This is a genomic window from Bacillus shivajii (assembly GCF_020519665.1).
GTDB lineage: Bacteria > Bacillota > Bacilli > Bacillales > Salisediminibacteriaceae > Bacillus_CA > Bacillus_CA shivajii.
Genome location: NZ_CP084703.1, coordinates 3,531,266 through 3,558,008, shown reverse-complemented (window position 1 = coordinate 3,558,008; position 26,743 = coordinate 3,531,266). Strand labels below are relative to the sequence as shown.

The following is a 26,743-nucleotide window of genomic DNA, read 5'->3' as shown; positions in this document are numbered from 1 at the left end:
GATAATAGTAGGTGCACGAAATGTGGAAAGTTCAAAAATTAGTCAAAAAGTGGTTGAAAAAAAGGGGATGAACGAATATGATGATAGAGGGTAAATAAGTTATTCTTCATGAAAATGGTAAAAACATGCAGGTGTTTTTCTAATATTGGTCTTATATTTAAAATTTCATCTATTTTTACGTCTTGGTACGTGAATTATATCACAAACTTTCGGGTTGTGCATGGAAAAATTCACATGCGTGTAAATATGGGCCATTGGGGAAAATGGAGAATAAGAAGAATTTAATTGGAGTGAGAATGATGAATAAGAAGCCGAAAATAGTCATTTTAGGTGCTGGTTACGGTGGGATGATGACAGCAACACGCCTTCAAAAGGGGCATGCATATCAAGATGCTGAAATCACTTTAGTTAACAAGCACAATTATCATTATCAAACGACATGGTTACATGAACCTGCTGCAGGAACGTTGCATCATGACAAAACAAGAATGCGAATTGAAAGCGTTGTTGACACAAACAAAATTAACTTTATTAAAGATTCTGTTGAAGAAATTAAAACAGAAGAAAAGAAAGTTATTTTAGGCAATGGTGAACTTGATTATGACTATTTAGTCATCGGTTTAGGTTCTGAACCAGAAACATTTGGAATTCCAGGTGTAAATGAACATGCGTTTGCCATTCGTAGTGTAAACTCTGTTCGCCTAATTCGTGAGCATATTGAATATAAGTTCGCAAGTTATAATTCCTCTGATGAAAAACAAGAAGAAGACTTAACATTTATCGTTGCTGGAGCAGGATTCACAGGAATTGAATTCATTGGAGAGCTATCTGAACGAATTCCTGAACTATGCCAAGAATATGACATTGACCGTGAAAAAGTAAAAGTTTACTCTGTAGAAGCTGCACCAACAGCTCTTCCTGGTTTCGATGAGGAACTTGTTGAATACGCGATGAACTTATTAGAAAGCCGTGGGGTTGAATTTAGAATTAATACACCAATCAAAGAAGTGAGAGAAGATGGCGTATTATTAGATGATGATGAAGAAATTAAAGCTGGAACAGTTGTATGGACGACAGGTGTACGTGGTAACTCTGTTGTTGACAAATCTGGCTTTGAAACAATGCGTGGGCGAATTAAAGTAGAAAAAGATTTACGTGCGCCAGGATTTGATGATGTATTTGTCATTGGTGACTGTGCACTAATCATTAATGAAGAAATTAATCGCCCATACCCACCAACTGCACAAATTGCGATTCAGCAATCATACACTTGTTCAAACAACATTAAAGCATTGTTAGCAGGAAAAGAACAATTAGAAGAATTCAAACCAGACCTTAAAGGAACAGTTGCTTCATTAGGTGGTAAAGAAGCAATTGGAGTTGTTGGTTCGAAAAAATTATACGGTTCATCCGCGTCAACAATGAAGAAAATTATCGATAACCGCTACCTATTTTTATTAGGTGGAATGCCGTTAGTTCTAAAAAAAGGAAAATTAAACTTATTTTAAGTAAAAAGTCCCCCCTCGGTGCTGAGCGCCGAGGGGCTGTTAATTATTTTTACACTTTAAGAATTTTTAACTTTGCTAAAGGATTAAAGTAACTGCTCCTGCGGTTACTCGTCGCAGACTACGTGCCTCTTCCTCTTCAAGCACATCATGGAAGCTGATGCGTCGAGGCAGCTCGAAGAATATTCAGAGAAGGGAATGCTCGTTGCTCCTGTGGTTACTCGTCGCAGACTACGTGCCTCTTCCTCTTCAAGCACTTCATGGAAGATGATGCGTCGAGGCAGCTCGAAGAAAGTTCAGAGAAGCGAATGCTCGTTGCTCCTACGCTTGCTCGTCGCAGGTCGGAGTTATTTCGACGAAGCAGTTGCTTTGTGCTCCTGCGCAGCTATGCTTGCTCGTCGCAGGTGAAGAGTACTAAGAATCTCTCTAACAATAAGCTAAGTTTTGTTTATAAAAATTGAAAAACTACATATGTAAAAGAATTATCAAGAAAAGCAAGGATGGTTGCGCTTACATGTAGGAATACAGCTGAAATTGTCCCTTTCATTTCTTATTTAGAATTGTTATATTATCTGAAAGTTCAAACAATAATCTAAAGAGAAGGAGGAGTCTAGATGGCTCTAAACAAGCAGAAGTTGAAAGGGAATGATTGTGAATATTGTACTGGTAAAGGATACTTTCAATTGTTGCTTGGCGGTTCGGAAACATGCGATCATTGCCACGGAACAGGTAAGAACCACCCTTCTAGATAAATATTATGTTTACTCACACTTAGTCTATTGGGCTAAGTGTTTTTTTGTGCATGGCCTTAAGTGGATATCATAATTTAGTACTTTTAGGTATGTGGATAAAAAGATTGACGGAAGATGAAGAATTAAGTAAACTTAAATTTGATAATTCGGGGGTGAAACCACCAATGGAAATAAGCTTACCACAAATTATTATTGCATTAGTATTATATTTAGTTCTCTTTTTTGGAATTGGGTTTATTTTAAATATGTTACTACGTTCAACATGGACGATGGCTGTGATATACCCGATTGTTATATTTCTAATTGTTAACGATATAGGCATTTCGAAATATTTTACAGAACCTGGACAAGCATTTCCAGCGTTTTTTTCACAGCTACTATCTTTAAAAACCCCAGATATCATCATACTGTCTGCTGGCATGGTTGGAGCAATTCTTTCGGGCATTGCTATCCGAATGCTTAGAGATCGTGGATATCAAATGTTTTAAGCTTTCCTTCTTATGGAAAGCTTTTTTATTTTGGTAAGTAGAACGTTCTTTTATATAGGTAATATGTTTCCTTTTTCACTTTGCCTTTATTTACCATCCGATATCCGTATAAAGCTAACGAAAATTGGAAAGGATGTCAAGGTGAGAGGAGTGAAAATAAATGTTGAATCTAAAAAAACATAAAAGTCGTGTTGTTATTTCACTTTTGTTTCTAGGTGCGATGTTTACGACGTTTTCAACTTTATCCAATGTTAATGCTGAACAAATGAGAGATTGGTTAGTAGAACATGATCCTTTTTGGGATCGCCGTCCAATAACAATGTATGGTCATGATTTAGAAGGAAGGGAAACTGCTTTAAGAAGTAGGAGTTTACCATTTGCTTATCAGGAAAGTAAAGTTATGTCTTACGAAGCAATAGAAGGACGACCAGTTACGTTAGAAGAGTCACAAGATTGGTCAGAGTACCCTTCTGTTGAAGTGGTGGCAACTGGATATACAGCTGGTTATGAATCGACTGGAAAAACAGAAAGTCATCCACAATATGGAATCACCTTTTCAGGTGCGACCGTCAAGCGAGACCTATATTCAACAATAGCAGCAGATCCAAGTGTATTCCCAATAGGGACAATCCTTTTTATTCCAGGTTATGGATATGGTGTTGTAGCTGATACTGGTTCAGCAATAAAAGGAAATAAAATCGACCTTTATTATGAGACTGTAGAAGATGTTTACAATCAATGGGGAAAACAATCCGTTGAAGTTTTCATCATCGAACGTGGAGATGGAAGAGTGACAGATGAAGATATCATCGAATTAAATGAAGATGAAGCTGTACAAGTTTTCCGAAGACAATTATCGTTTGTTGATGCTTCATAAACATAACCGAATGTTGATAAATAAGAGGCTGTCTCGTAGTGGTTCAATCGATCTACTACGAGACAGCCTCTTTTTACGTGGTTATATTCGAAATGAAAAGGGTTAATACCTCCATCTCTTTAATTGAAATGATTCACTTTTAATGTAAGATAGCGTGCAATATTAGGGTTAATATAATCCCTAACAGTCCTCCAAAAAAAACTTCAATAGGTTGATGGCCTAATAATTCTTTCAATTCTTTTCGTTTTTGTTGTTCTTCTTTTTCAGGCCAATGCTTCATTTCTTCGACCATTTTATTGAAGTCTAGAACAAGTCTATTAATAACGGTTGCTTGTTCACCTGCATGGCGCCTTACACCTGTGGCGTCAAACATGACGATGATGCCAAAAATGGCAGAAATAGCAAAGAAAGGTGAGCCGAGCCCATATTCTAATGCAATACCTGTAGATAAAGCAGTAACAGCTCCAGAATGTGAACTAGGCATACCTCCTGTGCTTGTTAGTAATGTCCAATCAAATTTTCGTGAAGCTACATATTGAAGAGGTACTTTAATAAATTGTGCAAATCCTATCGCGAAAAGTGCAGCCCATAAGGGGAAATTAGAGAATAATTCCATTGTTTTTATGTCCTTTCTTCATCGTAAGGTGTGCGGATGACTGTAAAGTTTGCTTGTTAATTAATGAAGGTGTATGTATTCCTTTAACCGAATTTGTTTGCAAATAACCTTGAAAAATAACTGTTTTGCATCTCCAACGTGTATCGTACATTATAACAAATTATTTAAAAATTGATTAGTATTTCTTCTTTCTTGCTTATTATATGAAAGATATGACGAACTTCATGTATTCATTTTCTTAAAAATTAAGTAAAAACCGTTAGAGTCACAGGGGGATTTTAATTCTCGCATATAGGAGAGCCTTTACATTTCGGTTAAATAGAGATAAAAAAAGTAGGTTTAATATTATTTTCATCGGGTAAATATCGGGTATCTTCGTAAGCATTGAGCAAATGGGACCTTTTGGAAGGTGTTAAGAGTATTTCTATATTGTGACTATCCAATGTATCTTCACTGGAATATTTACAGAATAATCAAGCTATACGAAAAACTATCCATTTTGTAACAATTGGCTCATTGCTATATCATATTTAATAGAGACTCACACGAAAATTTTCAAAACGTACGGAAGTTATACATAAAATAAAGGTTTACGTACGTTTATGAACGAATAAAAAAAACCAAGTAAACAAGGCGGGGTACTTGTTTTTAATGCCTTTTCAAGAAAGGGGGCTGAGTCGTTGGACAGTATGAAAAAGTGGATAAAACTTTTTTTTCGATCTATAGATGTTGGCTTACATACGTTAGAGAAATTTATTTTAAGCTGGTCAATACTTGTGATCACGTTCATGACTGTTGGGAATGTCATTTATCGAATGAGTACAGGGCAGAGCTGGCATTTCGCTGCTGAAATTAGCCGATTATCGATTATTGTTGCAACTTTTATGGGGATCAGTTATGCAGCTCGAAAAGGTCGACATATAAGTATGTCAGCGTTCTTTGATATTTCACCAAAACGAGTGAGAAAAGTATTGGCAATCGTAAATCCATTAATAACAGCTATTATTTTATTTACCATGAGTTACTACGCTTATGACTACACGATGGGGGTTTACCAGTCGGGAAGAACAACAGCAGCATTACAATTTCCTTTCTGGCTAATGGTGGTCGCTTTGCCTATTGGAATGTTTATTGGAGGTATTCAATTCTTACGGAATATGTGGGTGAATATCGTTAATAAGGAAGTATATTTAGCTGAAGACAAAAAAGATTACGATGAACAATAAACTAAAAATGTGAGGAATTTATTATGGCTTGGACAATGCTGGCAATTATGGTTGTTTTATTGCTTATGGGCTTTCCGATGATGATTCCATTAATTGTCGGTCCGCTTGTCATCTTATTCTTTTTCATGGATGGCTTGGATCCAACAATTATGATTCAACAAATGGTTGAAGGAATCTCTTCTTATGTGTTACTTGCTGTACCCTTATTTATCTTTGCAGCAGATATTATGTCTACAGGAAGAACATCAAAGCGTCTATTAGATTTTGTAGGAGCATTTGTTGGTCACCTGCGAGGCGGATATGCGATTACGACTGCTGCAGCATGTACGTTATTCGGGTCGATTTCTGGATCAACACAGGCGACTGTTGTTGCAATAGGTAAGCCAATGCGAGAGCGGCTATTAAAAGTAGGGTATAAAGATTCGAGTGCGATTGCCCTTATTATTAATGCAAGTGACGTTGCACTTCTTATTCCTCCTAGTATAGGAATGATTATTTATGCACTCGTTACAGGAACATCAGTAGGTGACCTTTTCGTAGCGGGAATTGGTCCAGGGCTACTAATCTTTCTATTCTTTTCCGTATATGCCTTTATTCACGCGAAAATTTATAACATACCTCTTGCCGATAAAATGCCTTGGCGTCAAAGAGGAGATGTCACGTTAAAAGCACTATTACCGTTAGGGTTTCCTGTAATTATTATTTATGGTATTTATGGTGGACATTTTACTCCGACTGAGGCAGCAGGTGTATCCGTTCTTTACGCAATTATATTAGAAGTTCTTGTGTTTCGATCAATAAGGTTTAAACAATTGCCTGAAATTGCCTTATCTTCAGGGATTGTAACTTCAGCAGTATTTGTTTTAGTTGCAGGAGGGCAAGCCTTTTCGTGGGTCATATCCTTTGCAAGAATTCCGCGACAAATGACTGAGGCTGTACTAGGTACAGACCCATCGGCATTATATGTTTTATTAATTGTTGCGTTATTTTTCTTTATCGGGTGTATGTTTGTCGATCCGATTGTCGTGATTTTAATATTGACGCCGATCTTTGCTCCGGTTGCCTTTGATGCTGGGGTAGATCCTGTTCATTTAGGTGTCGTTATTACATTCCAAGCAGCATTAGGTTCAGCAACACCACCATTTGGTGTTGACATATTTACGGCAAGTGCTGTATTTAATCGGTCATATCTTGATGTCATAAGGGGGACACCACCTTATATTATCATGCTGTTGATTGTAGGAATGTTAGTCATACTATTTGAAGATATATCGCTATTCTTACTAAAACTCTTTTAATCTATCAGTAAGGAGTAGCGGAAATCTTTAAAATAATAAATTATATGGGGGTATTATTAAATGTTTAAGAAGAAAGGTTTATTAGCCAGTGTATTATCACTAGGTTTAGTATTAGCTGCTTGTGGCGGCGATGAAGATGCAGGCACTGATGAAAATGGTGGCGATGCTACAGGTGGAGATACGAATGGTGGAGACGAAGAAACAACAGAGATAGAAGCGCAAGAATGGCGTTTCCTTACTGAAGAAACAGAAGGACAAGTACAAATGGTTTATGCTGAGGAGTTCGCTGATATAGTACATGAAAAATCAGATGGTCAAATTACGATCGATGTATATGGCTTTGGTGAACTAGGAAGTGAAGTAGATGCTGTAGAAAACTTAGCAAACGGTGTTATTGAGTTTGCAATTATTTCTCCTGGGTTTACTGGAACACTTGTACCTGAAGGAAACATTTTTGCCCTTCAGTTCCTTTTCCCTGATGACCTAGAGGTAAGTCAGCAAATTTTAAATGAGAGTGAAGCAATTAACACAACGCTTCGTGAACGTTATGAAGAACATAACATTTTACCATTAGCATTCTGGACAGAAGGTGCAATGCAATGGACAGGAAGTACTCCATTACACAATCCAGATGATTTCAACGGTTTCCAAATGAGAACGCAAGAGTCTCCGTTAATTTTAGAGTCTTATGAAGCATATGGAGCGAACCCTACAGCGATGAGTTGGGGAGAACTTTACACAGGTCTTCAACAAGGGGCTGTTGACGGACAAGAAAACCCATTATTCTTTATTGAAGATGCAAACTTCAATGAAGTACAAGATCACTTAACGATTTCTAACCACAATATGTATGTAACAATGACAACAGTGAACCCTGATTTCTATAACGGTTTAGATGATGCGACGAAAGCGATTATTGATGAAGCGGTGGAAGAAATGAGAGACCGTGCGTTTGAAATTCAAGAAGAGCAAAATGGTGCTGCGTTAGACTTAATTGAGCAAGCGACAGATACACCAACAGAAGTATATGAGCTTTCTGAAGAAGAGCGTGAGCAGTTCCGCGAACTAGCGGTTGATGTTCGTGATTTCTACCGTGAAAACGGTGGAGACTATGCTGAAGAAATTCTTGATCAGCTATTAGAAGATATCGAAGCTGCACAATAAAGATTACAAAAGGCCCTGGAAAGTTATTTTCCAGGGCCTTTTATATTAGTACCAAAAAGTTCGGAGACCTGGTCTTCGAACTTTTTAGTTTTTATATTGACAAGATCTCAAAAAGGTGTAATAATAACTACTGTTTTTAATTTAATGATTTATCTCGATAAAGCAATAAAGAAATAAAGAAGTGAAGGATTAGAAGATAAATTCAAAATAAAGAAAACAATAGGGGGATATATATGAATGCAGTAGTAATAGCGGTACTTGTAATGATTGGATTGAGTTTGGCTCGCATTCATGTTGTTATTGCACTTTTAGTAGGAGCATTAGCAGGTGGGCTTACAGCTGGATTTACAACGATGGAAACGATCGAGATTTTCACAAATGGATTAGGTACAAACGTAAATGTAGCTTTAAGTTATGCGTTATTAGGAGCGTTCGCGGTAGCAATCAATTATACTGGATTGCCAAACTTGCTTGTTAAAGCAGCGATTAAAGTTGTTGGTAAACAAGGAGAGGATAGACGAAAAACATTAACAAAGGTATTTGTATTATTTCTTATTGCTTTTGTTGCTTCTTTATCCCAAAATGCCGTTCCGGTGCACATTGCTTTTATACCAATTTTAATACCACCATTACTGAAAGTGTTCAATGAGCTGGCAATGGACCGTCGAGCAACTGCAACAGCTTTAACGTTTGGGTTAAAAGCACCTTATATTTTATTACCAGCTGGGTACGGGTTAATTTTCCACGAAATCATCGTTGAGAATATGAATGAAAGTGGAGCGGCAATTGAAATGGGGATGGTACCTCAAGCAATGCTAATTCCTGTACTAGGGATGTTTATAGGTTTATTGTTTGCTATCTTTGTGACTTATAGAAAGCCTAGAAACTATGAAAATAAGGAACTATCAGATCAAACTTTGAAAGAAAGCGACTACAGTTACTCAATGCCAGGTATAATTTTAGGGGTTATTTCAATTATTGCTGTGTTATATACACAAGTAGAGACAGGAAATATGGTTTTTAGTGCGTTAATCGGATTGTTAATCTTATATATTTACTTTGCGATCCTCCATTTCCAGAAGAAATTATCCTTTAATGATTCCGTTGATTTAATGACTGATGGTATGAAGATGCTTGCGTTCATTGCGTTTGTTATGATTGCTGCTGGTGGATTTGCCGAAGTCATTAGTGAAACAGGGCATGTACAGTCATTAGTAGAAGCTACAGCGGGACCAATAGGAAATAACTTGGCTCTTGGTGCGATTGTCATGTTAATCATAGGTTTGTTTATTACAATGGGAATAGGATCCTCGTTTTCGACGATTCCGATTATCGCCGTTATATTTGTTCCACTTGCTGAAGCAATAGGTTTTAGTCCAATGGCTACGATTGCTCTAATTGGAACCGCTGGTGCACTCGGTGATGCTGGTTCACCTGCTTCGGACAGCACACTAGGCCCAACGGCTGGTTTGAATGCAGATGGACAGCATAACCACATATGGGACACATGTGTTCCAACTTTCATACACTTTAATTTACCATTAATATTATTTGGTTGGATTGCTGCAATGATCTTATAAAGGTATACTTGAAATGAAGTTGTTCATATGAGGAATCGGTCGTAATGTGAAAAACATTACGGCTTTTTCTATATAACATGAAACTTTTACCAAATATGTTTCGTCTATATTATTAGAGAAATATAGATGAGTGGTGATTTAATTGAGTGGAATTACAAAAGTGAGGTTATTATTTGCTTTATTCTTAATAGGTGGAGCTGCTTCCTTTATAATTTTCCAAAAGTCTATACCAACGACTTATACGATAAAAGAGTATGAAATGAAAGGTTATTACTATGACGTAGTTGAGGCTGTTGAACCATTGTTTAGTAATCACCGTAAAAAAGATGGCAAATTCTATAATGATAAATTGCATGAAACTGAAAAAGTGATTAGTTACTTATCTCCTTATATGACAGAAGGAGCAGTGGATAAAGTGATTGAAGAGCTATTTGATGAAGGAGACCCCTTGCTCTATAATGAAGACCTTCAAGAATATTTAAGAAGTACTAGTCAGCATTTGATTCAAGGGGAGGGGAACCAATCTTTTTATTCGACGGTACAACCTTCACTCTTGAATCCAGGCTTGAAGTTAATCAGTAACGAAGACCTCGATGTTAAGGTTAACAGTGAAGAGGTATTAATTGAAGTAAATGAAGTGTCAGTTCGTTTTTATAATCATTTGAATACAGAACAACCTAGGAACTATTATGAGATGTATGGCTATCCTCCTGAAGAAAAATTCACAGTCAAGTTCTCCTTCATTGAAGAAGAAGGTCAATTACTATTAGATAATTATTTGATCGAAGTAAAGGATGGTGTATCTTAGGCAGGGGAATGAGGAAGGTATGTTCGTTTGAAAAAAGCAAGTGACCGAAAAGGTCGACTTGCTTTTTTAGATAATAAAAGATATACATTTGATGAATTTTTCGGATGTTATGAGTAGTATTGGTAGCAAAGAGGTACCAAGTCGCTAGCTCATTTTTTATTTTATGCAGATTTTTGCGTCGTTTTAACTTGAGAAGTTGAAAGCGAGATTGCTTTAACTAATTGAGGACTTAATATTGCAGCAAAAGCAGTTAAAACTGCATCTTTAATAAAGAAAGGTCCCATCCCTATAGAGGTAGCTAATAGTGTAACATCATTTACGCCTAATACGTTAACAGTATATAAATATAAGTATGGAACCCCAATTCCGTAATTGATTAGGAGCCCTATAAAACAAGCGGTAATGTAAACTGGTAATGATGGTTTGTTGAATTTTTCGATAATAAAGCCAACAACATAAGCTAAAACAATAAAAGATAAAATGAAGCCAAACGTTGCTTGGCCAACAATATGTAGGCCTCCTTGAAAGCCGGCGAATACAGGAACGCCAATTAAACCGACGATGGCATATCCGATCATCGCAAAGGTACCTACTTTTTTACCGAGAAGTACTCCTGCTAAGATGGCGATGATTGTTTGGAATGTTAGTGGTACAGCCCCAACGGTGATAAATGCAGTTAAGTTTGCTCCAATTGCCATAAGGGCAATGAACATCGCTGCTTTTGTTAACTCAACAACACTAAAAAATTGATTCTTTTCATTTGTCATTTTGTTTCTCCTCCTTATTGTAAACAATCTTAACTTATCAGTTAACAATATAATAGGTGTGTAAGTCGATGGATGTCAACTCTTCTATCTATATGGTTAACAATATTATTCGACAATTTCTTTTTTTCTTCTATATTAATAAAAGTATTATTTTCTTTATTTTTTTAACTAACCTTTTATCTAGCAAGACTAGGTAGGTGCTAAGTTTTTGTTACAAAAGATCGTTAAACTACAGCTCACTTCTACAGGAGGTAATGTTTCTGCGTTAATGAAATGGATGCTCGAAACAGTTTGTGTAGAGTACTAGTATGCAGCAAGACGAAATGCATTTAGCCGAGGTTTTTCATTAAGCTAGGTTTTGGACACAAAGGGGGCAACTTTAGCTATAGTGTTATTAATATGTTAGTTAAAATATGATAGTTAAATATAATAGGGATGTTTTAGTCATAAGTAAAAATGTTTTTTCTAATTTTTTTATAGAAATAGGTTGCATTACCAATTTGGGCATGATATATTATTATCCGTCGCCGAAAACGGCAGGCATAAACAAAACATCTCGCAAAAAAATATTGACACTGCTCAGGTAGAGTGATATGATATTCAAGTCGCTGTTAAAGAGTAGTTAAAAACACCACAAAAAAAGATGTTGACAACGACATTGCGAAATGTTACGATGAAAAAGTCGTCATTAAACGACAAAGTTTGATTTTGACCTTTGAAAACTAAACAAAAAGCCAAGCGAAATGGGATATGAAAATATCCCGTCAATGAAATTTTTTTATGATGTCAGAGACATCAAACTCACTTTATTGGAGAGTTTGATCCTGGCTCAGGACGAACGCTGGCGGCGTGCCTAATACATGCAAGTCGAGCGGACCAATTAAAAGTTTACTTTTATGAGGTCAGCGGCGGACGGGTGAGTAACACGTGGGCAACCTGCCTTACAGACTGGGATAACTCCGGGAAACCGGGGCTAATACCAGATGACCAATAGAGTCGCATGACTCTATTGTAAAAGTTGGGATTTATCCTAACACTGTAAGATGGGCCCGCGGCGCATTAGCTAGTTGGTGAGGTAAGAGCTTACCAAGGCGACGATGCGTAGCCGACCTGAGAGGGTGATCGGCCACACTGGAACTGAGACACGGTCCAGACTCCTACGGGAGGCAGCAGTAGGGAATCATCCGCAATGGGCGAAAGCCTGACGGTGCAACGCCGCGTGAGTGATGACGGTCTTCGGATTGTAAAGCTCTGTTGTTAGGGAAGAACAAGTGCCGTTCGAATAGGGCGGCACCTTGACGGTACCTAACCAGAAAGCCCCGGCTAACTACGTGCCAGCAGCCGCGGTAATACGTAGGGGGCAAGCGTTGTCCGGAATTATTGGGCGTAAAGCGCGCGCAGGCGGTCTCTTAAGTCTGATGTGAAAGCCCACGGCTCAACCGTGGAGGGTCATTGGAAACTGGGGGACTTGAGTGTAGGAGAGGAAAGTGGAATTCCACGTGTAGCGGTGAAATGCGTAGATATGTGGAGGAACACCAGTGGCGAAGGCGACTTTCTGGCCTACAACTGACGCTGAGGCGCGAAAGCGTGGGGAGCAAACAGGATTAGATACCCTGGTAGTCCACGCCGTAAACGTTGAGTGCTAGGTGTTAGGGGTTTCGATGCCCTTAGTGCCGAAGTTAACACATTAAGCACTCCGCCTGGGGAGTACGGCCGCAAGGCTGAAACTCAAAGGAATTGACGGGGGCCCGCACAAGCAGTGGAGCATGTGGTTTAATTCGAAGCAACGCGAAGAACCTTACCAGGTCTTGACATCCTCTGACAACCCTAGAGATAGGGCTTTCCCCTTCGGGGGACAGAGTGACAGGTGGTGCATGGTTGTCGTCAGCTCGTGTCGTGAGATGTTGGGTTAAGTCCCGCAACGAGCGCAACCCTTGACCTTAGTTGCCAGCATTTAGTTGGGCACTCTAAGGTGACTGCCGGTGACAAACCGGAGGAAGGTGGGGATGACGTCAAATCATCATGCCCCTTATGACCTGGGCTACACACGTGCTACAATGGATGGTACAAAGGGCAGCGAGACCGCGAGGTTGAGCGAATCCCATAAAGCCATTCTCAGTTCGGATTGCAGGCTGCAACTCGCCTGCATGAAGCCGGAATTGCTAGTAATCGCGGATCAGCATGCCGCGGTGAATACGTTCCCGGGCCTTGTACACACCGCCCGTCACACCACGAGAGCTTGTAACACCCGAAGTCGGTGCGGTAACCTTTTGGAGCCAGCCGCCGAAGGTGGGACAGGTGATTGGGGTGAAGTCGTAACAAGGTATCCCTACCGGAAGGTGGGGATGGATCACCTCCTTTCTAAGGAGCTATTAGCTCATTACTTTATCGATCGTTTGCGCTTTTTGTTTAGTTTTGAGAGGTTATACTCTCAAATAAATAACTTTGCAAAGAGGATCAAGCTATTCAAGGAAGCAAGGATTCGAGCGATTGAGCGTATGTTTAAAGGATACGTGACAAGAGCGAGAGACGAAGCTGACGAAGAAGAGCGACGATCATCTGTAGCAAATTGTTCTTTGAAAACTAGATAACAGATTAAGACTGATTGATCTTCACCGGTTGTTTGAAACGAATTCAGTAATGGATTCGACAGAGTACAACCGAGTGTCTTAGAAGGTTAATATGACGCCATACGTGGTAAAACCAATTATGATATTGGTTTGCAAAGAGAACCGAGGAGTTCAAGGAAGCAAGTGATGAGAGGCCACAGCGTACAACATGTACGTGAGGATCTCGAAGATCGCAGCTGACGCAGAAATCCGATGGTTATCTGCCGCAAAGTGGTTAAGCTAGAAAGGGCGCACGGCGAATGCCTTGGCACTAGGAGCCGAAGAAGGACGGGACGAACACCGATATGCTCCGGGGAGCTGTAAGTAAGCTTTGATCCGGAGATTTCCGAATGGGGGAACCCACCACCTGTAATGAGGTGGTATCCATACCTGAATACATAGGGTATGAGAAGGCAGACCTGGGGAACTGAAACATCTTAGTACCCAGAGGAAGAGAAAGCAAATGCGATTTCCTGAGTAGCGGCGAGCGAAACGGAACTAGCCCAAACCAAGAGGCTTGCCTCTTGGGGTTGTAGGACACTCCATACGGAGTTACAAAGAAACGGAGTAGATGAAGCGACCTGGAAAGGTCCGCGGGACAAGGTAAAAGCCCTGTAGTCGAAACTTCGTTTCCTCCGGAGTGGATCCTGAGTACGGCGGGACACGTGAAACCCCGTCGGAATCTGGGAGGACCATCTCCCAAGGCTAAATACTCCCTAGTGACCGATAGTGAACCAGTACCGTGAGGGAAAGGTGAAAAGCACCCCGGGAGGGGAGTGAAAGAGATCTTGAAACCGTGTGCCTACAAGTAGTCGGAGCCCGTTAATGGGTGACGGCGTGCCTTTTGTAGAATGAACCGGCGAGTTACGATTACGTGCAAGGTTAAGTTGAAGAGACGGAGCCGCAGCGAAAGCGAGTCTGAATAGGGCGAATGAGTACGTGGTTGTAGACCCGAAACCGTGTGATCTACCCATGTCCAGGGTGAAGTCCAGGTAACACTGGATGGAGGCCCGAACCCACTCACGTTGAAAAGTGAGGGGATGAGGTGTGGGTAGGGGTGAAATGCCAATCGAACTCGGAAATAGCTGGTTCTCCCCGAAATAGCTTTAGGGCTAGCCTCGAGGGAAGAGTATTGGAGGTAGAGCACTGATTGGACTAGGGGTCCCCACAGGATTACCGAATTCAGTCAAACTCCGAATGCCAAATACTTATCCTCGGGAGTCAGACTGCGAGTGCTAAGATCCGTAGTCAAGAGGGAAACAGCCCAGACCATCAGCTAAGGTCCCCAAGTATACGTTAAGTGGAAAAGGATGTGGAGTTGCTTAGACAACCAGGATGTTGGCTTAGAAGCAGCCACCATTGAAAGAGTGCGTAATAGCTCACTGGTCGAGTGACTCTGCGCCGAAAATGTACCGGGGCTAAACGTATCACCGAAGCTATGGATTGTCCTTACGGACAGTGGTAGGGGAGCGTTCCAAGGGCGTTGAAGCTCAACCGAGAGGATGGGTGGAGCGCTTGGAAGTGAGAATGCCGGTATGAGTAGCGAAAAGAGGGGTGAGAATCCCCTCCGTCGAAAGCCTAAGGTTTCCTGAGGAAGGCTCGTCCGCTCAGGGTTAGTCGGGACCTAAGCCGAGGCCGAAAGGCGTAGGCGATGGAAAACAGGTTGAAATTCCTGTACCACCACGTCACCATTTGAGCAATGGGGGGACGCAGGAAGGTAGGGTAAGCACGGCATTGGATGTCCGTGTCCAAGCAGTTAGGCTGGTAAGTAGGTAAATCCGCTTACCGTAAGGCTGAGCTGTGATGGCGAGCGAAATTTTAGTAGCGAAGTTCCTGATCCTACACTGCCTAGAAAAGCCTCTAGCGAGGTGACTGGTGCCCGTACCGCAAACCGACACAGGTAGGCGGGAAGAGAATTCTAAGACGCGCGGGAGAACTCTCGTTAAGGAACTCGGCAAAATGACCCCGTAACTTCGGGAGAAGGGGTGCTCTATTAGGGTTTACGCCCGAGAGAGCCGCAGTGAATAGGCCCAAACGACTGTTTATCAAAAACACAGGTCTCTGCCAAGCCGCAAGGCGAAGTATAGGGGCTGACACCTGCCCGGTGCTGGAAGGTTAAGAGGAGGGGTTATCCCATTAGGGAGAAGCTCTGAATTGAAGCCCCAGTAAACGGCGGCCGTAACTATAACGGTCCTAAGGTAGCGAAATTCCTTGTCGGGTAAGTTCCGACCCGCACGAAAGGTGCAACGATTTGGGCACTGTCTCAACGAGAGACCCGGTGAAATTATATTACCTGTGAAGATGCAGGTTACCCGCGACAGGACGGAAAGACCCCATGGAGCTTTACTGTAGCTTGATATTGGATTTTGGTACAGCTTGTACAGGATAGGTAGGAGCCTTGGAAGCCGGAGCGCTAGCTTCGGTGGAGGCGTCGGTGGGATACTACCCTGGCTGTACTGGAATTCTAACCTCGGACCGTGATCCGGTTCAGGGACAGTGTCAGGTGGGCAGTTTGACTGGGGCGGTCGCCTCCTAAAAAGTAACGGAGGCGCCCAAAGGTTCCCTCAGAATGGTTGGAAATCATTCGCAGAGTGCAAAGGCATAAGGGAGCTTGACTGCGAGACATACAGGTCGAGCAGGGACGAAAGTCGGGCTTAGTGATCCGGCGGCACCGTATGGAAGGGCCGTCGCTCAACGGATAAAAGCTACCCTGGGGATAACAGGCTAATCTCTCCCAAGAGTCCACATCGACGGGGAGGTTTGGCACCTCGATGTCGGCTCATCGCATCCTGGGGCTGAAGTAGGTCCCAAGGGTTGGGCTGTTCGCCCATTAAAGCGGTACGCGAGCTGGGTTCAGAACGTCGTGAGACAGTTCGGTCCCTATCCGTCGCGGGCGTAGGAAATTTGAGAGGAGCTGTCCTTAGTACGAGAGGACCGGGATGGACACACCGCTGGTGTACCAGTTGTTCTGCCAAGAGCATAGCTGGGTAGCTACGTGTGGACGGGATAAGTGCTGAAAGCATCTAAGCATGAAGCCCCCCTCAAGATGAGATTTCCCATCACGTCAAGTGAGTAAGATCCCTCAGAGATGATGAGGTTGATAGGTCTCATGTGGAAGCGTGGCAACACGTGGAGCTGAGAGATACTAATCGATCGAGGGCTTAACCAAAGTATTACATTAACCTTCAGACCGAAGGTCATCAGTCAAATGTTATCTAGTTTTGAGAGTACAATACTTCTCAATTTCATAAGTCCAGTGACGATAGCGGAGAGGTCACACCCGTTCCCATGCCGAACACGGAAGTTAAGCTCTCCAGCGCCGATGGTAGTTGGGGGCTCTCCCCCTGTGAGAGTAGGACGTTGCTGGGCTTTTTATATGGGGCCTTAGCTCAGCTGGGAGAGCGCCTGCTTTGCACGCAGGAGGTCAGCGGTTCGATCCCGCTAGGCTCCACCAATTGATTTTTATCATTATTTTTGTTTTTATATTGTGGCGGTGTAGCTCAGCTGGCTAGAGCGTACGGTTCATACCCGTGAGGTCGTGGGTTCGACTCCCTCCGCCGCTACCAATATTATACGGAGGAGTACCCAAGTCCGGCTGAAGGGATCGGTCTTGAAAACCGACAGGGGCTTCACGGCCCGCGGGGGTTCGAATCCCTCCTCCTCCGCCATATTTACCTGGTCCCGTGGTGTAGCGGTTAACATGCCTGCCTGTCACGCAGGAGATCGCGGGTTCGATTCCCGTCGGGACCGCCATTTAAATTAGTAGCTGACGAAGAGATTCGCAGTATAAAAAATTGTTTTCTTGACGAGAAACAAGAAGGTCAAGGAAGCAAGTGAGATGACGTTTGAGCGTACTTCTGTACGTGATAAATGGAGTCGAACGTAGCTGACGAAGAGATTCGCAGTTTATCGTCAAGAAAAACGTGGAGGGGTAGCGAAGTGGCTAAACGCGGCGGACTGTAAATCCGCTCCCTCAGGGTTCGGGAGTTCGAATCTCTCCCCCTCCACCATCTTATAGGGGTATAGTTTAATGGTAAAACGAAGGTCTCCAAAACCTTTGATGTGGGTTCGATTCCTACTACCCCTGCCAAATTTAAAATCTTGTGGCGGTTGTGGCGAAGTGGTTAACGCACCGGATTGTGATTCCGGCATTCGTGGGTTCGATTCCCATCAGCCGCCCCATATAATATTTTAAAGGGCTATAGCCAAGCGGTAAGGCATCGGATTTTGATTCCGTGATTCGCAGGTTCGAATCCTGCTAGCCCTGCCATTTATGCGGAAGTAGTTCAGTGGTAGAACACCACCTTGCCAAGGTGGGGGTCGCGAGTTCGAATCTCGTCTTCCGCTCCATAAGCGCCCGTAGCTCAATTGGATAGAGCGTTTGACTACGGATCAAAAGGTTAGGGGTTCGACTCCTCTCGGGCGCGCCATTTTTTAAAATATGCGGGTGTAGTTTAGTGGTAAAACCTCCAGCCGCAAAGCAATACATCATTGAAGTTGCAGCGTGCTGCTTCGACGGATAATTCTCCGAAGCGAAACTTGAAGAGGAAGAAGCAACGTTCAATATTCAGTGTTTACAAACTCTTGGAGTTGTCTCGACGGAAACAGCTACGATAGCTTAGCTAGTAGAGGAAGAGACATGGTAGAGCGTGGTAAGCAATTGAAGTCTTAACAAAATTATATGCGGGTGTAGTTTAGTGGTAAAACCTCAGCCTTCCAAGCTGATGTCGTGAGTTCGATTCTCATCACTCGCTCCATTTTTTTAAATGGGCCTGTAGCTCAGCTGGTTAGAGCGCACGCCTGATAAGCGTGAGGTCGGTGGTTCGAGTCCACTCAGGCCCACCATTCCACAGTAGCTCAGTGGTAGAGCAATCGGCTGTTAACCGATCGGTCGTAGGTTCGAGTCCTACCTGTGGAGCCATTTTTATGGAGAAGTACCCAAGTGGCTGAAGGGGCGCCCCTGCTAAGGGTGTAGGTCGTGTAAGCGGCGCGAGGGTTCAAATCCCTCCTTCTCCGCCATTATTATTAAATTGTAAAAAGGCCCGTTGGTCAAGTGGTTAAGACACCGCCCTTTCACGGCGGTAACAGGGGTTCGAATCCCCTACGGGTCACCATTTTCATTAATAAATAGAATAGATTAGAAGAAACATCAACGCAAATACTGCGAGCCATTAGCTCAGTTACGAGCATTTACATCACGAAACCGCTGCGAGTTGTTTCGACGCATTAGGCATCGAAGACAAGCTAGCAGAGGAAGAAACAGGTACGACAACGAAGTGTTACATCGTCCGTAAGCTTCATGAGATATCATCATCGCAAACACTGCGAGCCATTAGCTCAGTTACGAGCATTTACATCACGAAACCGCTGCGAGTTGTTTCGACGCATTAGGCATCGAAGACAAGCTAGCAGAGGAAGAAACAGGTACGACAACGAAGTGTTACATCGTCCGTAAGCTTGATGAGATAACATCATCGCAAATACTGCGAGCCATTAGCTCAGTTGGTAGAGCATCTGACTTTTAATCAGAGGGTCGAAGGTTCGAGTCCTTCATGGCTCACCATTTTTTTTAGACTTGTATTGAACAGGTCTTTTTATTTTGTCTAAAAATGTAGTAATCCTTCTAATTGATCACCATATATTTCAAGTACTTTTAACCCCTCCTATTAATAATCTTCTACATATATCGATCCAATTTTTTTAAAGTTCAATTTTTTCCTTTAACTCTTTCTTTATACATTCTTCTGTTAGTCATATTTACACACATGCCATTTTATATTTTCTGTATTTCTATGAATTGTTTAAGAGTATTCACATGTTTTAATCGTTACGTCTCGGGGAGTGATCACTTTCCTTTTCTAGGTGTGAAGAGTCAGGTCAAGGTATTAAAAGTGTTGGCCGTAGTATTGAATCAATGATGAATGAAAAAGTAACCGTTCTTCATTTATCATAAAACGCTTCCCCCTTTTGACTAAGGTCATAAGGGGGTTTTCTTTTAAGCATTAGGAACGCTGAATATCATATTTATTAATAGTGGCTTTGATTTATGGGAAGAGGTGGGATATTCAATATGTCAGAAGAAAAAAGAGAATGTGATGGTCATTTTCAGTGTGAATTTCCAAAACGTATCAATCAAATCAGTAGTCAGTTCCTTTATAAATTGTTTGAAAAAAAAGATAATGTATTAATTAGTCCTTATAGTTTGATTGAAGCACTAATGATGACGTTAGTTGGTACAAAGGGAGAAACGAAAAATGAGCTTCTAGAAACTATAGGGTTAATTAAAATTAAGGAAGAGGAAATCTTTCAGTTTTATAAAGACTATCATAAAAGGTTAAAGAATGAAGAAACGATTGAAGTTACTGTAGCAAATTCATTATGGATGAGAGAAGAAAATGAATTTTTTCAAGGGTTTAAACAGATACTTGAGAAACAATTTGAAGCAAAAATTGATTATTTAACAACGAAGGAATCGATTAATAATTGGGTGAGGGAGCAAACTGCTGGGAAAATAAGAGATATGGTAGATACAATTGATGAAAGTACGCTGATGCTTTTACTAAATGCTGTGTATTTCTATGGAGAGTGGAGCAAACCGTTTGACCGTGATCTCACATCAACAGAACGGTTTACAACAAGTGAAGGTATAAGTGTTGAAATTCCTTTTATGCTTAAAAGAGATTACATCATGTATAAAAAGACGGAAAAATATGAGACTGTCCGTCTTTTTTATGGGGATCAGCGTAGTTTTTGTATGGATTTACTACTTCCTCGGGAGAAAGAGAAGTTGCGTGACATAATAAAAGAGATATCCAATAAAGATGTAAAGTGGGAAGTACCAAATGAAGAGAGCTATGGGGTAATAAAAGTTCCGAAGTTTTCAATCGCGGTAGAGCATCAGTTGAAGGATATGTTAATAGATCTTGGGGTGAAGAAAGCATTTGATCCATCAGAAGCAGACTTTTCTGGCATTGCATCTATACCACCGAACCTTTATATTAATGAAGTGAAATCGAAAGCGTTTATTGAACTTAATGAGGAAGGAACAGAAGCTGCGGCAGTAACTTCTGTAGAAGTAAGAGGAGGAGGTGAACAAGAAGTATTTAACTTAGCATTTAACCATCCATTTCTTTTTCGAATATGTGACTGCACAAATGAAACGGTACATTTTGTAGGATATGTTGCAAACCCAAGAAACCAAGGATGAAATAACTTAAGATGAAAAAGGTGTTTCCGGATAAATTCCAGAAACACCTTTTGTACATTTACTTAAAAGCCACCTAAAAAGTCTTCTTCTGTCATTTCTTGAGCATTATTCATGACTTCTTCAGGGACTTGTAAATCATTTAATTCATTGAACCGACTTAAAGTAAGGTGTGATGTTTGTTCCATTGTCATCGACTCACCTTCAATTTCCATGGTCAGCTCCATGTGAATGTTCGCTTCAGTTTGGTAATTCGTTTCTTTATCGATAAAGATTTCATACTCTAACTGATGAATCTCAATATCGGACCAAATGTCATGGAACATCTCATCGAGTCCTTCTCCAGCCATGCCGCCAATTTGTTCAGCGAATGTCTCCATATCAGCACCTTCGCCTTTTAAACGAATGACATAATGACCGTCTGTTTCTTCTAGGCTTAGTTCTGAAATGTGATCTTTAAATGGCTTTATTTGTTCTTCAGGACTTAATTGTGCATCTGTTAAGCTTAAGAATTCATCCATTAATGATTCAGGGAATTTTGCCCACTCTCCTACGAAAGGATCCTCAATGAAAAAGCCGTCTTCCTCAGAGAAGTAAGAGTCATATTCGAATGACATATCCATTCCCATCCCCATGTCACCGAGATCTAGACTTGTTTTCTGAAAGAATGTTAATGGCTCTAAAAGTAAATCCATTTCGATCATTGTATCAAAATCCATTGCTTCGTTTTCATCAATGACCATACTTTGTGTTGAATCCATATTCATAGAATAGCTTGTTAAGCCTTCCATTGCTTCAATAGAGTCATTCAATACACTTTCGACATCATTTACTGTTTCTTCATCATTACATGCTGCCAAGAACATTGTCGTGGCTGCAGCAACTAGCATTACACTTTTTTTCATGTGTTTACCTCCAAGATTCATTTAGCTTTATTTAAGTCCCATTTAAATTTACGTTACCATTGGAGAAAAGTTTCGTGAAAATTAGTTTCATATTTTCAAAGACGTTTCCTTCAAAGGGAGTACTTAATCCCTTTCATATGTTCGAATGCCTTTTAATCGTTCATATGACCAATAGTAACTAAACCGTGGATCGACGATTGATACGCCTTCATCTTTTCGAACGACAAGTAATTGTCCATCTCCTAAGTGAAGAGCTGGTAGTATATAACCTTTGTCTGATTCAAAGAAAAAAATATCTCCTGTTTGTTCTTCGCCAAGCTTTACAGGGGCACCATATTTCCACTGTTTTTTTGCAGTACGAGGGAAATTACGGTCATGTTGTTTCATGATGTAGTACGTAAGTCCAGAATAGTTAAATCCTTGATCTGGTTTTTCCCCATTTTTCGTGTATGGCAGGTTCAGTAGTGTTGAGGCCGTACCAATGATAGGGTCGTTTACATTCAGCTGTATATGATCGAATCGCTTCACGCCCGTAAAATGTTTCATCCATGCGTCACCTAAATAGGAGATGGTTGTTTCTCCTTCTTCAGCGCTAGCATGGATAAAATAGTTGTCACCTAAGTAAATACCGGTGTGGGAAATCCCTTCTTGCCATGTACCAGAAAAATAAAGAACATCCCCTGGTTTAGCGTCGTCTAAAGGTATTTCTTTCCCTACTTTCCATTGCTGGTAAGTTATGCGAGGCAGATGAACATTCAATTCTTCAAAGGCATGTTGCACTAAAAAAGAGCAATCAAATGCGGCTAAGGTGTCCCCAGTTAAAAGATATGGACGATGGAGCATGCGCAATGCTTCTCTTATTGCTGGATGGTCATGGTTTTTATAAGTGGAAGGAGAAAGCCTCTTTTTTTCCTCTTCAGATAACCTTCTTGCTTCAAGGAACCTCTTTTTGTATGAGTTATTTCTAGTGAGGCTCCTAAGCTCAACACCATGGCGAGTGGCAACAATGAACTCGTCATTATTTAAATAAACAGCCGAGAATAACCCTTTCTCTCCTTTGAAAAACAGTAAGTCGCCTTCTTGTAACTCCTGAGTGGAAACGTGCTCCCCAAGCTCGCGCTGCAGTTCAACACGTCTAGAAAGCAGCACTCCTTCAACTTCACGGAACAAATATTGAACAAGCGTTCCTGAAGAGAAACCTTCTTTCGGTGTTGTTCCATTTAGTTTAAATGGGCTGTCGAGCACTTTTTGGGCATGGTGATGATAAGAGTGGTCTTCGATCGAGAGAAAAGCGTCATTCGTTTCGTCATAGACAATGTTTATAGCTTCGTATGCTGGCATAAATAAAAGGAAAAGTGCAAAAACTGCTATTATTGTTCGCATCGTTATACCTTCCTCATTCGTACGGTAAATGGGAGCTAAAATGCCAATTACTATCCATTTTACCGATATAGTAAGTAAAAAGAAAGAATCCTTTAGACTTATTTTTTATCATTCGTTAGAAGAATATGTCCTAAATGTTCACAAAATTGTTGGGGACCAGGTCCCCAACAATTTTGTGAACATTTATTTGTGAAGAAGGTGAAACGATAATAGAAGGAATACGTAAATATAAGTGTTACAGCTAATGATATAGAAAAAGCTTTTTCTATGAAAGGAGAAAACGATGAACGAAGGATTCTTAGAAGAATTAGCAAATGTGCCGTGGGGGCTACTTGCACCGATTCTTGTTATTCAACTTATTTTAGCAGCAGTAGCACTTGTTGATTGTTTTAAACATAACAATACGCGTGGCCCCCAATGGGTGTGGATTTTAATTATTGTTTTTATCAACCTCCTAGGACCTATTCTGTACTTTATTTTCGGGAGGAGAAATGACTAATGAGTTTAATTGAGACTCACCAATTATCAAAGTCGTTTAAAGGAACAACAGCTGTTGAAAATATGAACCTTACAATAAAAGAAGGGGTTTGTACTGCGCTATTAGGGCCAAATGGAGCGGGAAAATCAACGACATTAAACATGCTAACGGGTCTTATGCAACCAACAGAAGGAGCCATTACGTTTGATCCTCGCTACCAAGGGGATCGACGCAAGTATATAGGCTATTTACCACAATACCCAAAGTTTTACGGCTGGATGACGGGTGAAGAATACTTAATGTATTCAGGGCAACTTGGTGGGAAGTCAAAGGAAGAAACGAAGAGAAAAAGTGAAGAATTGTTAGCACTTGTTGGACTAGAAGACGCGAAGAAAAAGAGAATTCAAGGATACTCAGGTGGTATGAAACAAAGGTTAGGAATCGCTCAAGCACTCGTACATGATCCGAAACTCGTTATTCTTGATGAACCAGTTTCAGCCTTAGATCCTATTGGCCGAAGAGAAGTTCTTGATTTAATGAAAAAGTTAAAAAAGAAAACATCGATTCTTTTTTCAACACATGTGTTACATGATGCTGAAGAAGTATGTGAAGAGATTTTCATTATGAAAAAAGGAAAAGTCATCGTTGATGGGGGCCTTCATACTTTACAATCTGAACATCAACAGCCGACTTTTTATATTGAAACGGAAGAGCCACTTCGGAAGTGGTCATATTCTATTGAGAATGCAGATTGGGTTAGGCATATAAACGTGGACGAGCGCAAAGCAACAATAACAGTTGATGAAATTGACCGAGCGAGAACGCTCCTTTTATCTGATGAGAAACTTCAGCAATTAAAGATTGTTAAATTTGAAGTTGTTAAAACAACATTAGAGGACTTGTTTATGAGGGTGACAAAATCATGAATCAGTGGATGACATTGTTTAAAAAAGAAATCAAAGAATCGGTACGAAATTTTAAGTGGGTTTGGATCCCACTAGTTTTCCTATTATTAGGCATCATGCAGCCAGTTACCTCATATTTTTTACCAGATATTCTTGAAAACTTTGGTGGACTTCCTGATGGAGCAGTTATTAATATCCCTCTTCCAACGGGACCACAAGTATTAGCAGAAACGTTAGGGCAGTTTAGCCAAATCGGTCTACTTGTACTTGTTTTAGCATTTATGGGGACGGTTGCTTCAGAGCGAAATAATGGCAGCATTATTATGGTCCTTGTGAAGCCAGTTTCGTATGTTTCATATTTAACAGCTAAATGGGCACACATGACTCTTCTTGCGTTAAGCTCATTTATCGTTGGGTTTGGATTATCTGTGTATTATACGTTTTTGTTAATTGAGCCGGTAGCAGCTTCGGATGTTATAAAGGGTATGCTCATTTACAGTTTATGGATCCTCTTTATTGTAACGCTTGTTCTTTGTTTAAGTGCTTTATTAAAAAGTACCGCAGCAACTGCATTTATTAGTATCGGTGTCACAATTGTTCTCAATTTGTTAAGTAGCTTTGTTCCAGACTTGATGAGGTGGTCGCCAGGTATGCTTATGGATCATACTCAACTGATGTTTCATACAGGTGGCGTAGGAGAGTTTTTTTTACTAAGCATTTTGGTCACGGTTTTAATCATAATCACCATGATGACATTCACATGTTACGTCTTTCAACGAAAAGAAATGGCCATCCATACGACATAAAATTGTCAGGGACCAGGTCCTTGACAATTTTGTGAACAAGAAGGTTAAGGGTCATCATTTCAGTTTTTTAAACATATTTATATAAAAAGTATCCTGATATTTTAAATGTTAAAAAATTTTGTCTATTTGGAAAACTCTCATTTTAGAGGTTGTTACATGATATTTTTTTTGATATAAATAAAGTATGAAATCGCTTTCTGAATAATGGGGATATAAAAAAGAGAAATAGAATGAAAGCATTTCTAAAATTCTACTGACGTGAAGAAGTGAATGAGGGGAGGTTCATTACTCACAATCTTTATGGGGAGCACCACAAAATACTCTAGCCATCATTTTTTCCACATTACACTTTTTATAAGAACCAAGTGATCAATTTGTTTTTTAAAAAAAGTCATTTATTTTTTATCTTACTACGTGAATTATTGAACAAAAACAAGTGCATATGTATTAGTGAATACTTTCACAAATAAAGTGCGTTGTCATTTTTCACGTACGACAAATTTCATAGTTTCATGAATTCAGTGAAAGAGGGTGGGGGAACAAAATGAATATTCTCGTATGTATTAAGCAAGTGCCTGATACAAAGATCATTAAAGTCAACCCGAAGACAAATACGCTGGATCGCTCAAGTGCACCAGCTATATTGAATCCATATGATGCTCACGCTGTTGAGGAAGCGGTAAGACTTAAGGAAATTCATGGTGGCAAAGTGACTGTTCTTTCGATGGGTCCACCGCAAGCAAAGGAAGCGATTAAAAAGTGTGTGGAAATTGGTGCAGATGAAGGTTACTTGATTTCAGATCGACGTTTTGCTGGTGCGGATACGTTAGCGACAAGTTATGCGTTATTTAAAGCGATTGAAAAGTTGATGAAGTTAGAAGGCATTGACTTAGTGTTATGTGGAAAACATGCAATTGACGGGGATACCGGGCAAGTTGGACCTGGGATTGCAAGACGAATGGTCATTCCGCCTCTTACAAATGTCATCAAAGTAGAAGAGGTCGACCTAACTGGTCAAAAAATAGTCGTTCGTAGAAAAATAGAAGATGGATATGAGCAAATTCAATCGACATTACCGTGTCTATTAACGATAGAAAAAGAAATAAATGAGGTTGCTTACTCACCGTTACCAAATATGCTTCGTGCAGCGCGGTATTCGCCAATTGTTTGGACCGTCGATGACTTAGATGATGTTGACATTAAACAGCTTGGATTAAAAGGTTCACCGACAATTGTAGGGAAGATGTGGCCTCCAGAGAAAAGTGACGGAGCAGAAATGATCGCTGGGAATGCAAAAGAGCAAACAAAAGAAGTGTTAAATATTTTACTTGAGAAAAGAGAGCTCTTTGAAGTGAAAGGCGGTGGGAAGTAA

General features: G+C 40.6%; 18 protein-coding genes, 16 tRNA genes and 3 rRNA genes. 33 read left to right on the top strand and 4 right to left on the bottom strand.

Going from position 1 to position 26,743, the window contains the following annotated elements:
• Positions 1-296 precede the first annotated feature (296 nt).
• From LGQ02_RS17195 to LGQ02_RS17180, 4 genes are all read left to right on the top strand, one after another.
• Positions 297-1,508, top strand: coding sequence for an NAD(P)/FAD-dependent oxidoreductase (locus LGQ02_RS17195; protein ID WP_404802365.1), 1,212 nt, complete (start codon positions 297-299; stop codon positions 1,506-1,508).
• A 611-nt stretch (positions 1,509-2,119) separates the two neighbouring features.
• Positions 2,120-2,257: a YuiA family protein gene (locus LGQ02_RS17190; protein WP_226515541.1), complete on the top strand. Its 138-nt coding sequence runs from the start codon at positions 2,120-2,122 to the stop codon at positions 2,255-2,257.
• 164 nt (positions 2,258-2,421) lie between these two features.
• On the top strand, positions 2,422-2,745 hold the full coding sequence (locus LGQ02_RS17185) for a YuiB family protein (RefSeq protein ID WP_226515540.1): 324 nt from the start codon (positions 2,422-2,424) through the stop codon (positions 2,743-2,745).
• Between the two features lie 160 nt (positions 2,746-2,905).
• On the top strand, positions 2,906-3,622 hold the full coding sequence (locus tag LGQ02_RS17180) for a 3D domain-containing protein (protein ID WP_226515539.1): 717 nt from the start codon (positions 2,906-2,908) through the stop codon (positions 3,620-3,622).
• A 139-nt stretch (positions 3,623-3,761) separates the two neighbouring features.
• Here LGQ02_RS17180 and LGQ02_RS17175 read toward each other — a convergent pair whose 3' ends face one another.
• Positions 3,762-4,238: a divergent PAP2 family protein gene (locus LGQ02_RS17175; protein ID WP_226515538.1), complete on the bottom strand. Its 477-nt coding sequence runs from the start codon at positions 4,236-4,238 to the stop codon at positions 3,762-3,764.
• 689 nt (positions 4,239-4,927) lie between these two features.
• On the opposite strand from LGQ02_RS17175, the gene LGQ02_RS17170 reads away from it, so the two are divergent.
• From LGQ02_RS17170 to LGQ02_RS17150, 5 genes are all read left to right on the top strand, one after another.
• The gene (locus LGQ02_RS17170; RefSeq protein WP_226518357.1) at positions 4,928-5,464 is read left to right on the top strand and encodes a TRAP transporter small permease; all 537 of its coding nucleotides are present in this window, start codon (positions 4,928-4,930) and stop codon (positions 5,462-5,464) included.
• 23 nt (positions 5,465-5,487) lie between these two features.
• On the top strand, positions 5,488-6,762 hold the full coding sequence (locus tag LGQ02_RS17165) for a TRAP transporter large permease (RefSeq protein ID WP_226515537.1): 1,275 nt from the start codon (positions 5,488-5,490) through the stop codon (positions 6,760-6,762).
• A 60-nt stretch (positions 6,763-6,822) separates the two neighbouring features.
• Positions 6,823-7,926 carry a DctP family TRAP transporter solute-binding subunit gene (locus LGQ02_RS17160; RefSeq protein WP_226515536.1) on the top strand — a complete coding sequence of 368 codons (1,104 nt, stop codon included), beginning with the start codon at positions 6,823-6,825 and terminating at the stop codon, positions 7,924-7,926.
• 233 nt (positions 7,927-8,159) lie between these two features.
• Positions 8,160-9,506, top strand: coding sequence for a Na+/H+ antiporter family protein (locus LGQ02_RS17155; protein WP_226515535.1), 1,347 nt, complete (start codon positions 8,160-8,162; stop codon positions 9,504-9,506).
• Between the two features lie 142 nt (positions 9,507-9,648).
• Complete coding sequence (locus LGQ02_RS17150) at positions 9,649-10,314, top strand: hypothetical protein (RefSeq protein ID WP_226515534.1); 666 nt, start codon at positions 9,649-9,651, stop codon at positions 10,312-10,314.
• Between the two features lie 161 nt (positions 10,315-10,475).
• Here the strand turns inward: LGQ02_RS17150 and LGQ02_RS17145 are convergent, their stop codons facing one another.
• Positions 10,476-11,081 (bottom strand): biotin transporter BioY, encoded by a 606-nt coding sequence (locus LGQ02_RS17145; RefSeq protein ID WP_226515533.1) that lies wholly within the window; start codon positions 11,079-11,081, stop codon positions 10,476-10,478.
• Between the two features lie 806 nt (positions 11,082-11,887).
• Between LGQ02_RS17145 and LGQ02_RS17140 the strand changes: the two genes are divergently transcribed.
• The 20 genes from LGQ02_RS17140 (at position 11,888) to LGQ02_RS17045 (ending at position 20,897) form a co-directional block, all read left to right on the top strand.
• Positions 11,888-13,442: ribosomal RNA gene (locus LGQ02_RS17140) — 16S ribosomal RNA — on the top strand.
• Between the two features lie 481 nt (positions 13,443-13,923).
• Positions 13,924-16,859, top strand: a 23S ribosomal RNA gene (locus LGQ02_RS17135).
• Positions 16,860-16,942: 83 nt separating this feature from the next.
• Positions 16,943-17,059, top strand: a 5S ribosomal RNA gene (gene rrf, locus LGQ02_RS17130).
• Together the 16S, 23S and 5S rRNA genes with 16 tRNA genes alongside form the textbook arrangement of a ribosomal RNA operon.
• 9 nt (positions 17,060-17,068) lie before the next feature.
• Positions 17,069-17,144, top strand: a tRNA-Ala gene (locus tag LGQ02_RS17125).
• A 35-nt stretch (positions 17,145-17,179) separates the two neighbouring features.
• Positions 17,180-17,256 (top strand) — tRNA-Met (locus tag LGQ02_RS17120).
• A 9-nt stretch (positions 17,257-17,265) separates the two neighbouring features.
• Positions 17,266-17,358 (top strand) — tRNA-Ser (locus LGQ02_RS17115).
• 9 nt (positions 17,359-17,367) lie between these two features.
• Positions 17,368-17,443, top strand: a tRNA-Asp gene (locus tag LGQ02_RS17110).
• A 172-nt stretch (positions 17,444-17,615) separates the two neighbouring features.
• Positions 17,616-17,700, top strand: a tRNA-Tyr gene (locus tag LGQ02_RS17105).
• Positions 17,701-17,706: 6 nt separating this feature from the next.
• Positions 17,707-17,780, top strand: a tRNA-Trp gene (locus LGQ02_RS17100).
• Positions 17,781-17,796: 16 nt separating this feature from the next.
• Positions 17,797-17,872, top strand: a tRNA-His gene (locus tag LGQ02_RS17095).
• Between the two features lie 13 nt (positions 17,873-17,885).
• Positions 17,886-17,960, top strand: a tRNA-Gln gene (locus LGQ02_RS17090).
• Positions 17,961-17,965: 5 nt separating this feature from the next.
• Positions 17,966-18,040, top strand: a tRNA-Gly gene (locus LGQ02_RS17085).
• A gap of 3 nt (positions 18,041-18,043) precedes the next feature.
• A tRNA-Arg gene (locus LGQ02_RS17080) sits at positions 18,044-18,120 on the top strand.
• Between the two features lie 253 nt (positions 18,121-18,373).
• Positions 18,374-18,447, top strand: a tRNA-Gly gene (locus tag LGQ02_RS17075).
• Between the two features lie 11 nt (positions 18,448-18,458).
• Positions 18,459-18,535: transfer RNA gene (locus tag LGQ02_RS17070), tRNA-Ile, on the top strand.
• Between the two features lies 1 nt (position 18,536).
• Positions 18,537-18,611 (top strand) — tRNA-Asn (locus tag LGQ02_RS17065).
• Between the two features lie 7 nt (positions 18,612-18,618).
• Positions 18,619-18,709: transfer RNA gene (locus tag LGQ02_RS17060), tRNA-Ser, on the top strand.
• Between the two features lie 20 nt (positions 18,710-18,729).
• Positions 18,730-18,804: transfer RNA gene (locus LGQ02_RS17055), tRNA-Glu, on the top strand.
• Between the two features lie 373 nt (positions 18,805-19,177).
• Positions 19,178-19,253, top strand: a tRNA-Lys gene (locus LGQ02_RS17050).
• A 507-nt stretch (positions 19,254-19,760) separates the two neighbouring features.
• Positions 19,761-20,897: a serpin family protein gene (locus LGQ02_RS17045; protein WP_226515532.1), complete on the top strand. Its 1,137-nt coding sequence runs from the start codon at positions 19,761-19,763 to the stop codon at positions 20,895-20,897.
• A gap of 62 nt (positions 20,898-20,959) precedes the next feature.
• Here the strand turns inward: LGQ02_RS17045 and LGQ02_RS17040 are convergent, their stop codons facing one another.
• Both LGQ02_RS17040 and LGQ02_RS17035 read right to left on the bottom strand, forming a co-directional pair.
• Positions 20,960-21,799 (bottom strand): DUF6612 family protein, encoded by an 840-nt coding sequence (locus LGQ02_RS17040; protein WP_226515531.1) that lies wholly within the window; start codon positions 21,797-21,799, stop codon positions 20,960-20,962.
• Between the two features lie 123 nt (positions 21,800-21,922).
• Entirely contained in the window at positions 21,923-23,182 is a 1,260-nt protein-coding gene (locus tag LGQ02_RS17035; RefSeq protein WP_226515530.1) for a C40 family peptidase, read from the bottom strand.
• A gap of 283 nt (positions 23,183-23,465) precedes the next feature.
• Between LGQ02_RS17035 and LGQ02_RS17030 the strand changes: the two genes are divergently transcribed.
• From LGQ02_RS17030 to LGQ02_RS17015, 4 genes are all read left to right on the top strand, one after another.
• Positions 23,466-23,681, top strand: coding sequence for a PLD nuclease N-terminal domain-containing protein (locus LGQ02_RS17030; protein WP_226515529.1), 216 nt, complete (start codon positions 23,466-23,468; stop codon positions 23,679-23,681).
• Positions 23,681-24,586, top strand: a complete 906-nt coding sequence (locus tag LGQ02_RS17025) for an ABC transporter ATP-binding protein (protein ID WP_226515528.1) — start codon at positions 23,681-23,683, stop codon at positions 24,584-24,586. The genes LGQ02_RS17030 and LGQ02_RS17025 overlap by 1 nt, the downstream gene beginning before the upstream one ends.
• Positions 24,583-25,371 carry an ABC transporter permease gene (locus LGQ02_RS17020; protein WP_226515527.1) on the top strand — a complete coding sequence of 263 codons (789 nt, stop codon included), beginning with the start codon at positions 24,583-24,585 and terminating at the stop codon, positions 25,369-25,371. The genes LGQ02_RS17025 and LGQ02_RS17020 overlap by 4 nt, the downstream gene beginning before the upstream one ends.
• Positions 25,372-25,915: 544 nt before the next feature.
• The gene (locus LGQ02_RS17015; protein WP_226515526.1) at positions 25,916-26,743 is read left to right on the top strand and encodes an electron transfer flavoprotein subunit beta/FixA family protein; all 828 of its coding nucleotides are present in this window, start codon (positions 25,916-25,918) and stop codon (positions 26,741-26,743) included.

Excerpts from the sequence above, each read along its gene's own strand:
- LGQ02_RS17195 (WP_404802365.1), top strand. The coding sequence starts at position 297 with ATGATGAATAAGAAGCCGAAAATAGTCATTTTAGGTGCTGGTTACGGT.
- LGQ02_RS17190 (WP_226515541.1), top strand. The coding sequence starts at position 2,120 with ATGGCTCTAAACAAGCAGAAGTTGAAAGGGAATGATTGTGAATATTGT.
- LGQ02_RS17185 (WP_226515540.1), top strand. The coding sequence starts at position 2,422 with ATGGAAATAAGCTTACCACAAATTATTATTGCATTAGTATTATATTTA.
- LGQ02_RS17180 (WP_226515539.1), top strand. The coding sequence starts at position 2,906 with ATGTTGAATCTAAAAAAACATAAAAGTCGTGTTGTTATTTCACTTTTG.
- LGQ02_RS17175 (WP_226515538.1), bottom strand. The coding sequence starts at position 4,238 with ATGGAATTATTCTCTAATTTCCCCTTATGGGCTGCACTTTTCGCGATA.
- LGQ02_RS17170 (WP_226518357.1), top strand. The coding sequence starts at position 4,928 with ATGAAAAAGTGGATAAAACTTTTTTTTCGATCTATAGATGTTGGCTTA.
- LGQ02_RS17165 (WP_226515537.1), top strand. The coding sequence starts at position 5,488 with ATGGCTTGGACAATGCTGGCAATTATGGTTGTTTTATTGCTTATGGGC.
- LGQ02_RS17160 (WP_226515536.1), top strand. The coding sequence starts at position 6,823 with ATGTTTAAGAAGAAAGGTTTATTAGCCAGTGTATTATCACTAGGTTTA.
- LGQ02_RS17155 (WP_226515535.1), top strand. The coding sequence starts at position 8,160 with ATGAATGCAGTAGTAATAGCGGTACTTGTAATGATTGGATTGAGTTTG.
- LGQ02_RS17145 (WP_226515533.1), bottom strand. The coding sequence starts at position 11,081 with ATGACAAATGAAAAGAATCAATTTTTTAGTGTTGTTGAGTTAACAAAA.
- LGQ02_RS17045 (WP_226515532.1), top strand. The coding sequence starts at position 19,761 with ATGTCAGAAGAAAAAAGAGAATGTGATGGTCATTTTCAGTGTGAATTT.
- LGQ02_RS17040 (WP_226515531.1), bottom strand. The coding sequence starts at position 21,799 with ATGAAAAAAAGTGTAATGCTAGTTGCTGCAGCCACGACAATGTTCTTG.
- LGQ02_RS17035 (WP_226515530.1), bottom strand. The coding sequence starts at position 23,182 with ATGCGAACAATAATAGCAGTTTTTGCACTTTTCCTTTTATTTATGCCA.
- LGQ02_RS17030 (WP_226515529.1), top strand. The coding sequence starts at position 23,466 with ATGAACGAAGGATTCTTAGAAGAATTAGCAAATGTGCCGTGGGGGCTA.
- LGQ02_RS17025 (WP_226515528.1), top strand. The coding sequence starts at position 23,681 with ATGAGTTTAATTGAGACTCACCAATTATCAAAGTCGTTTAAAGGAACA.
- LGQ02_RS17020 (WP_226515527.1), top strand. The coding sequence starts at position 24,583 with ATGAATCAGTGGATGACATTGTTTAAAAAAGAAATCAAAGAATCGGTA.
- LGQ02_RS17015 (WP_226515526.1), top strand. The coding sequence starts at position 25,916 with ATGAATATTCTCGTATGTATTAAGCAAGTGCCTGATACAAAGATCATT.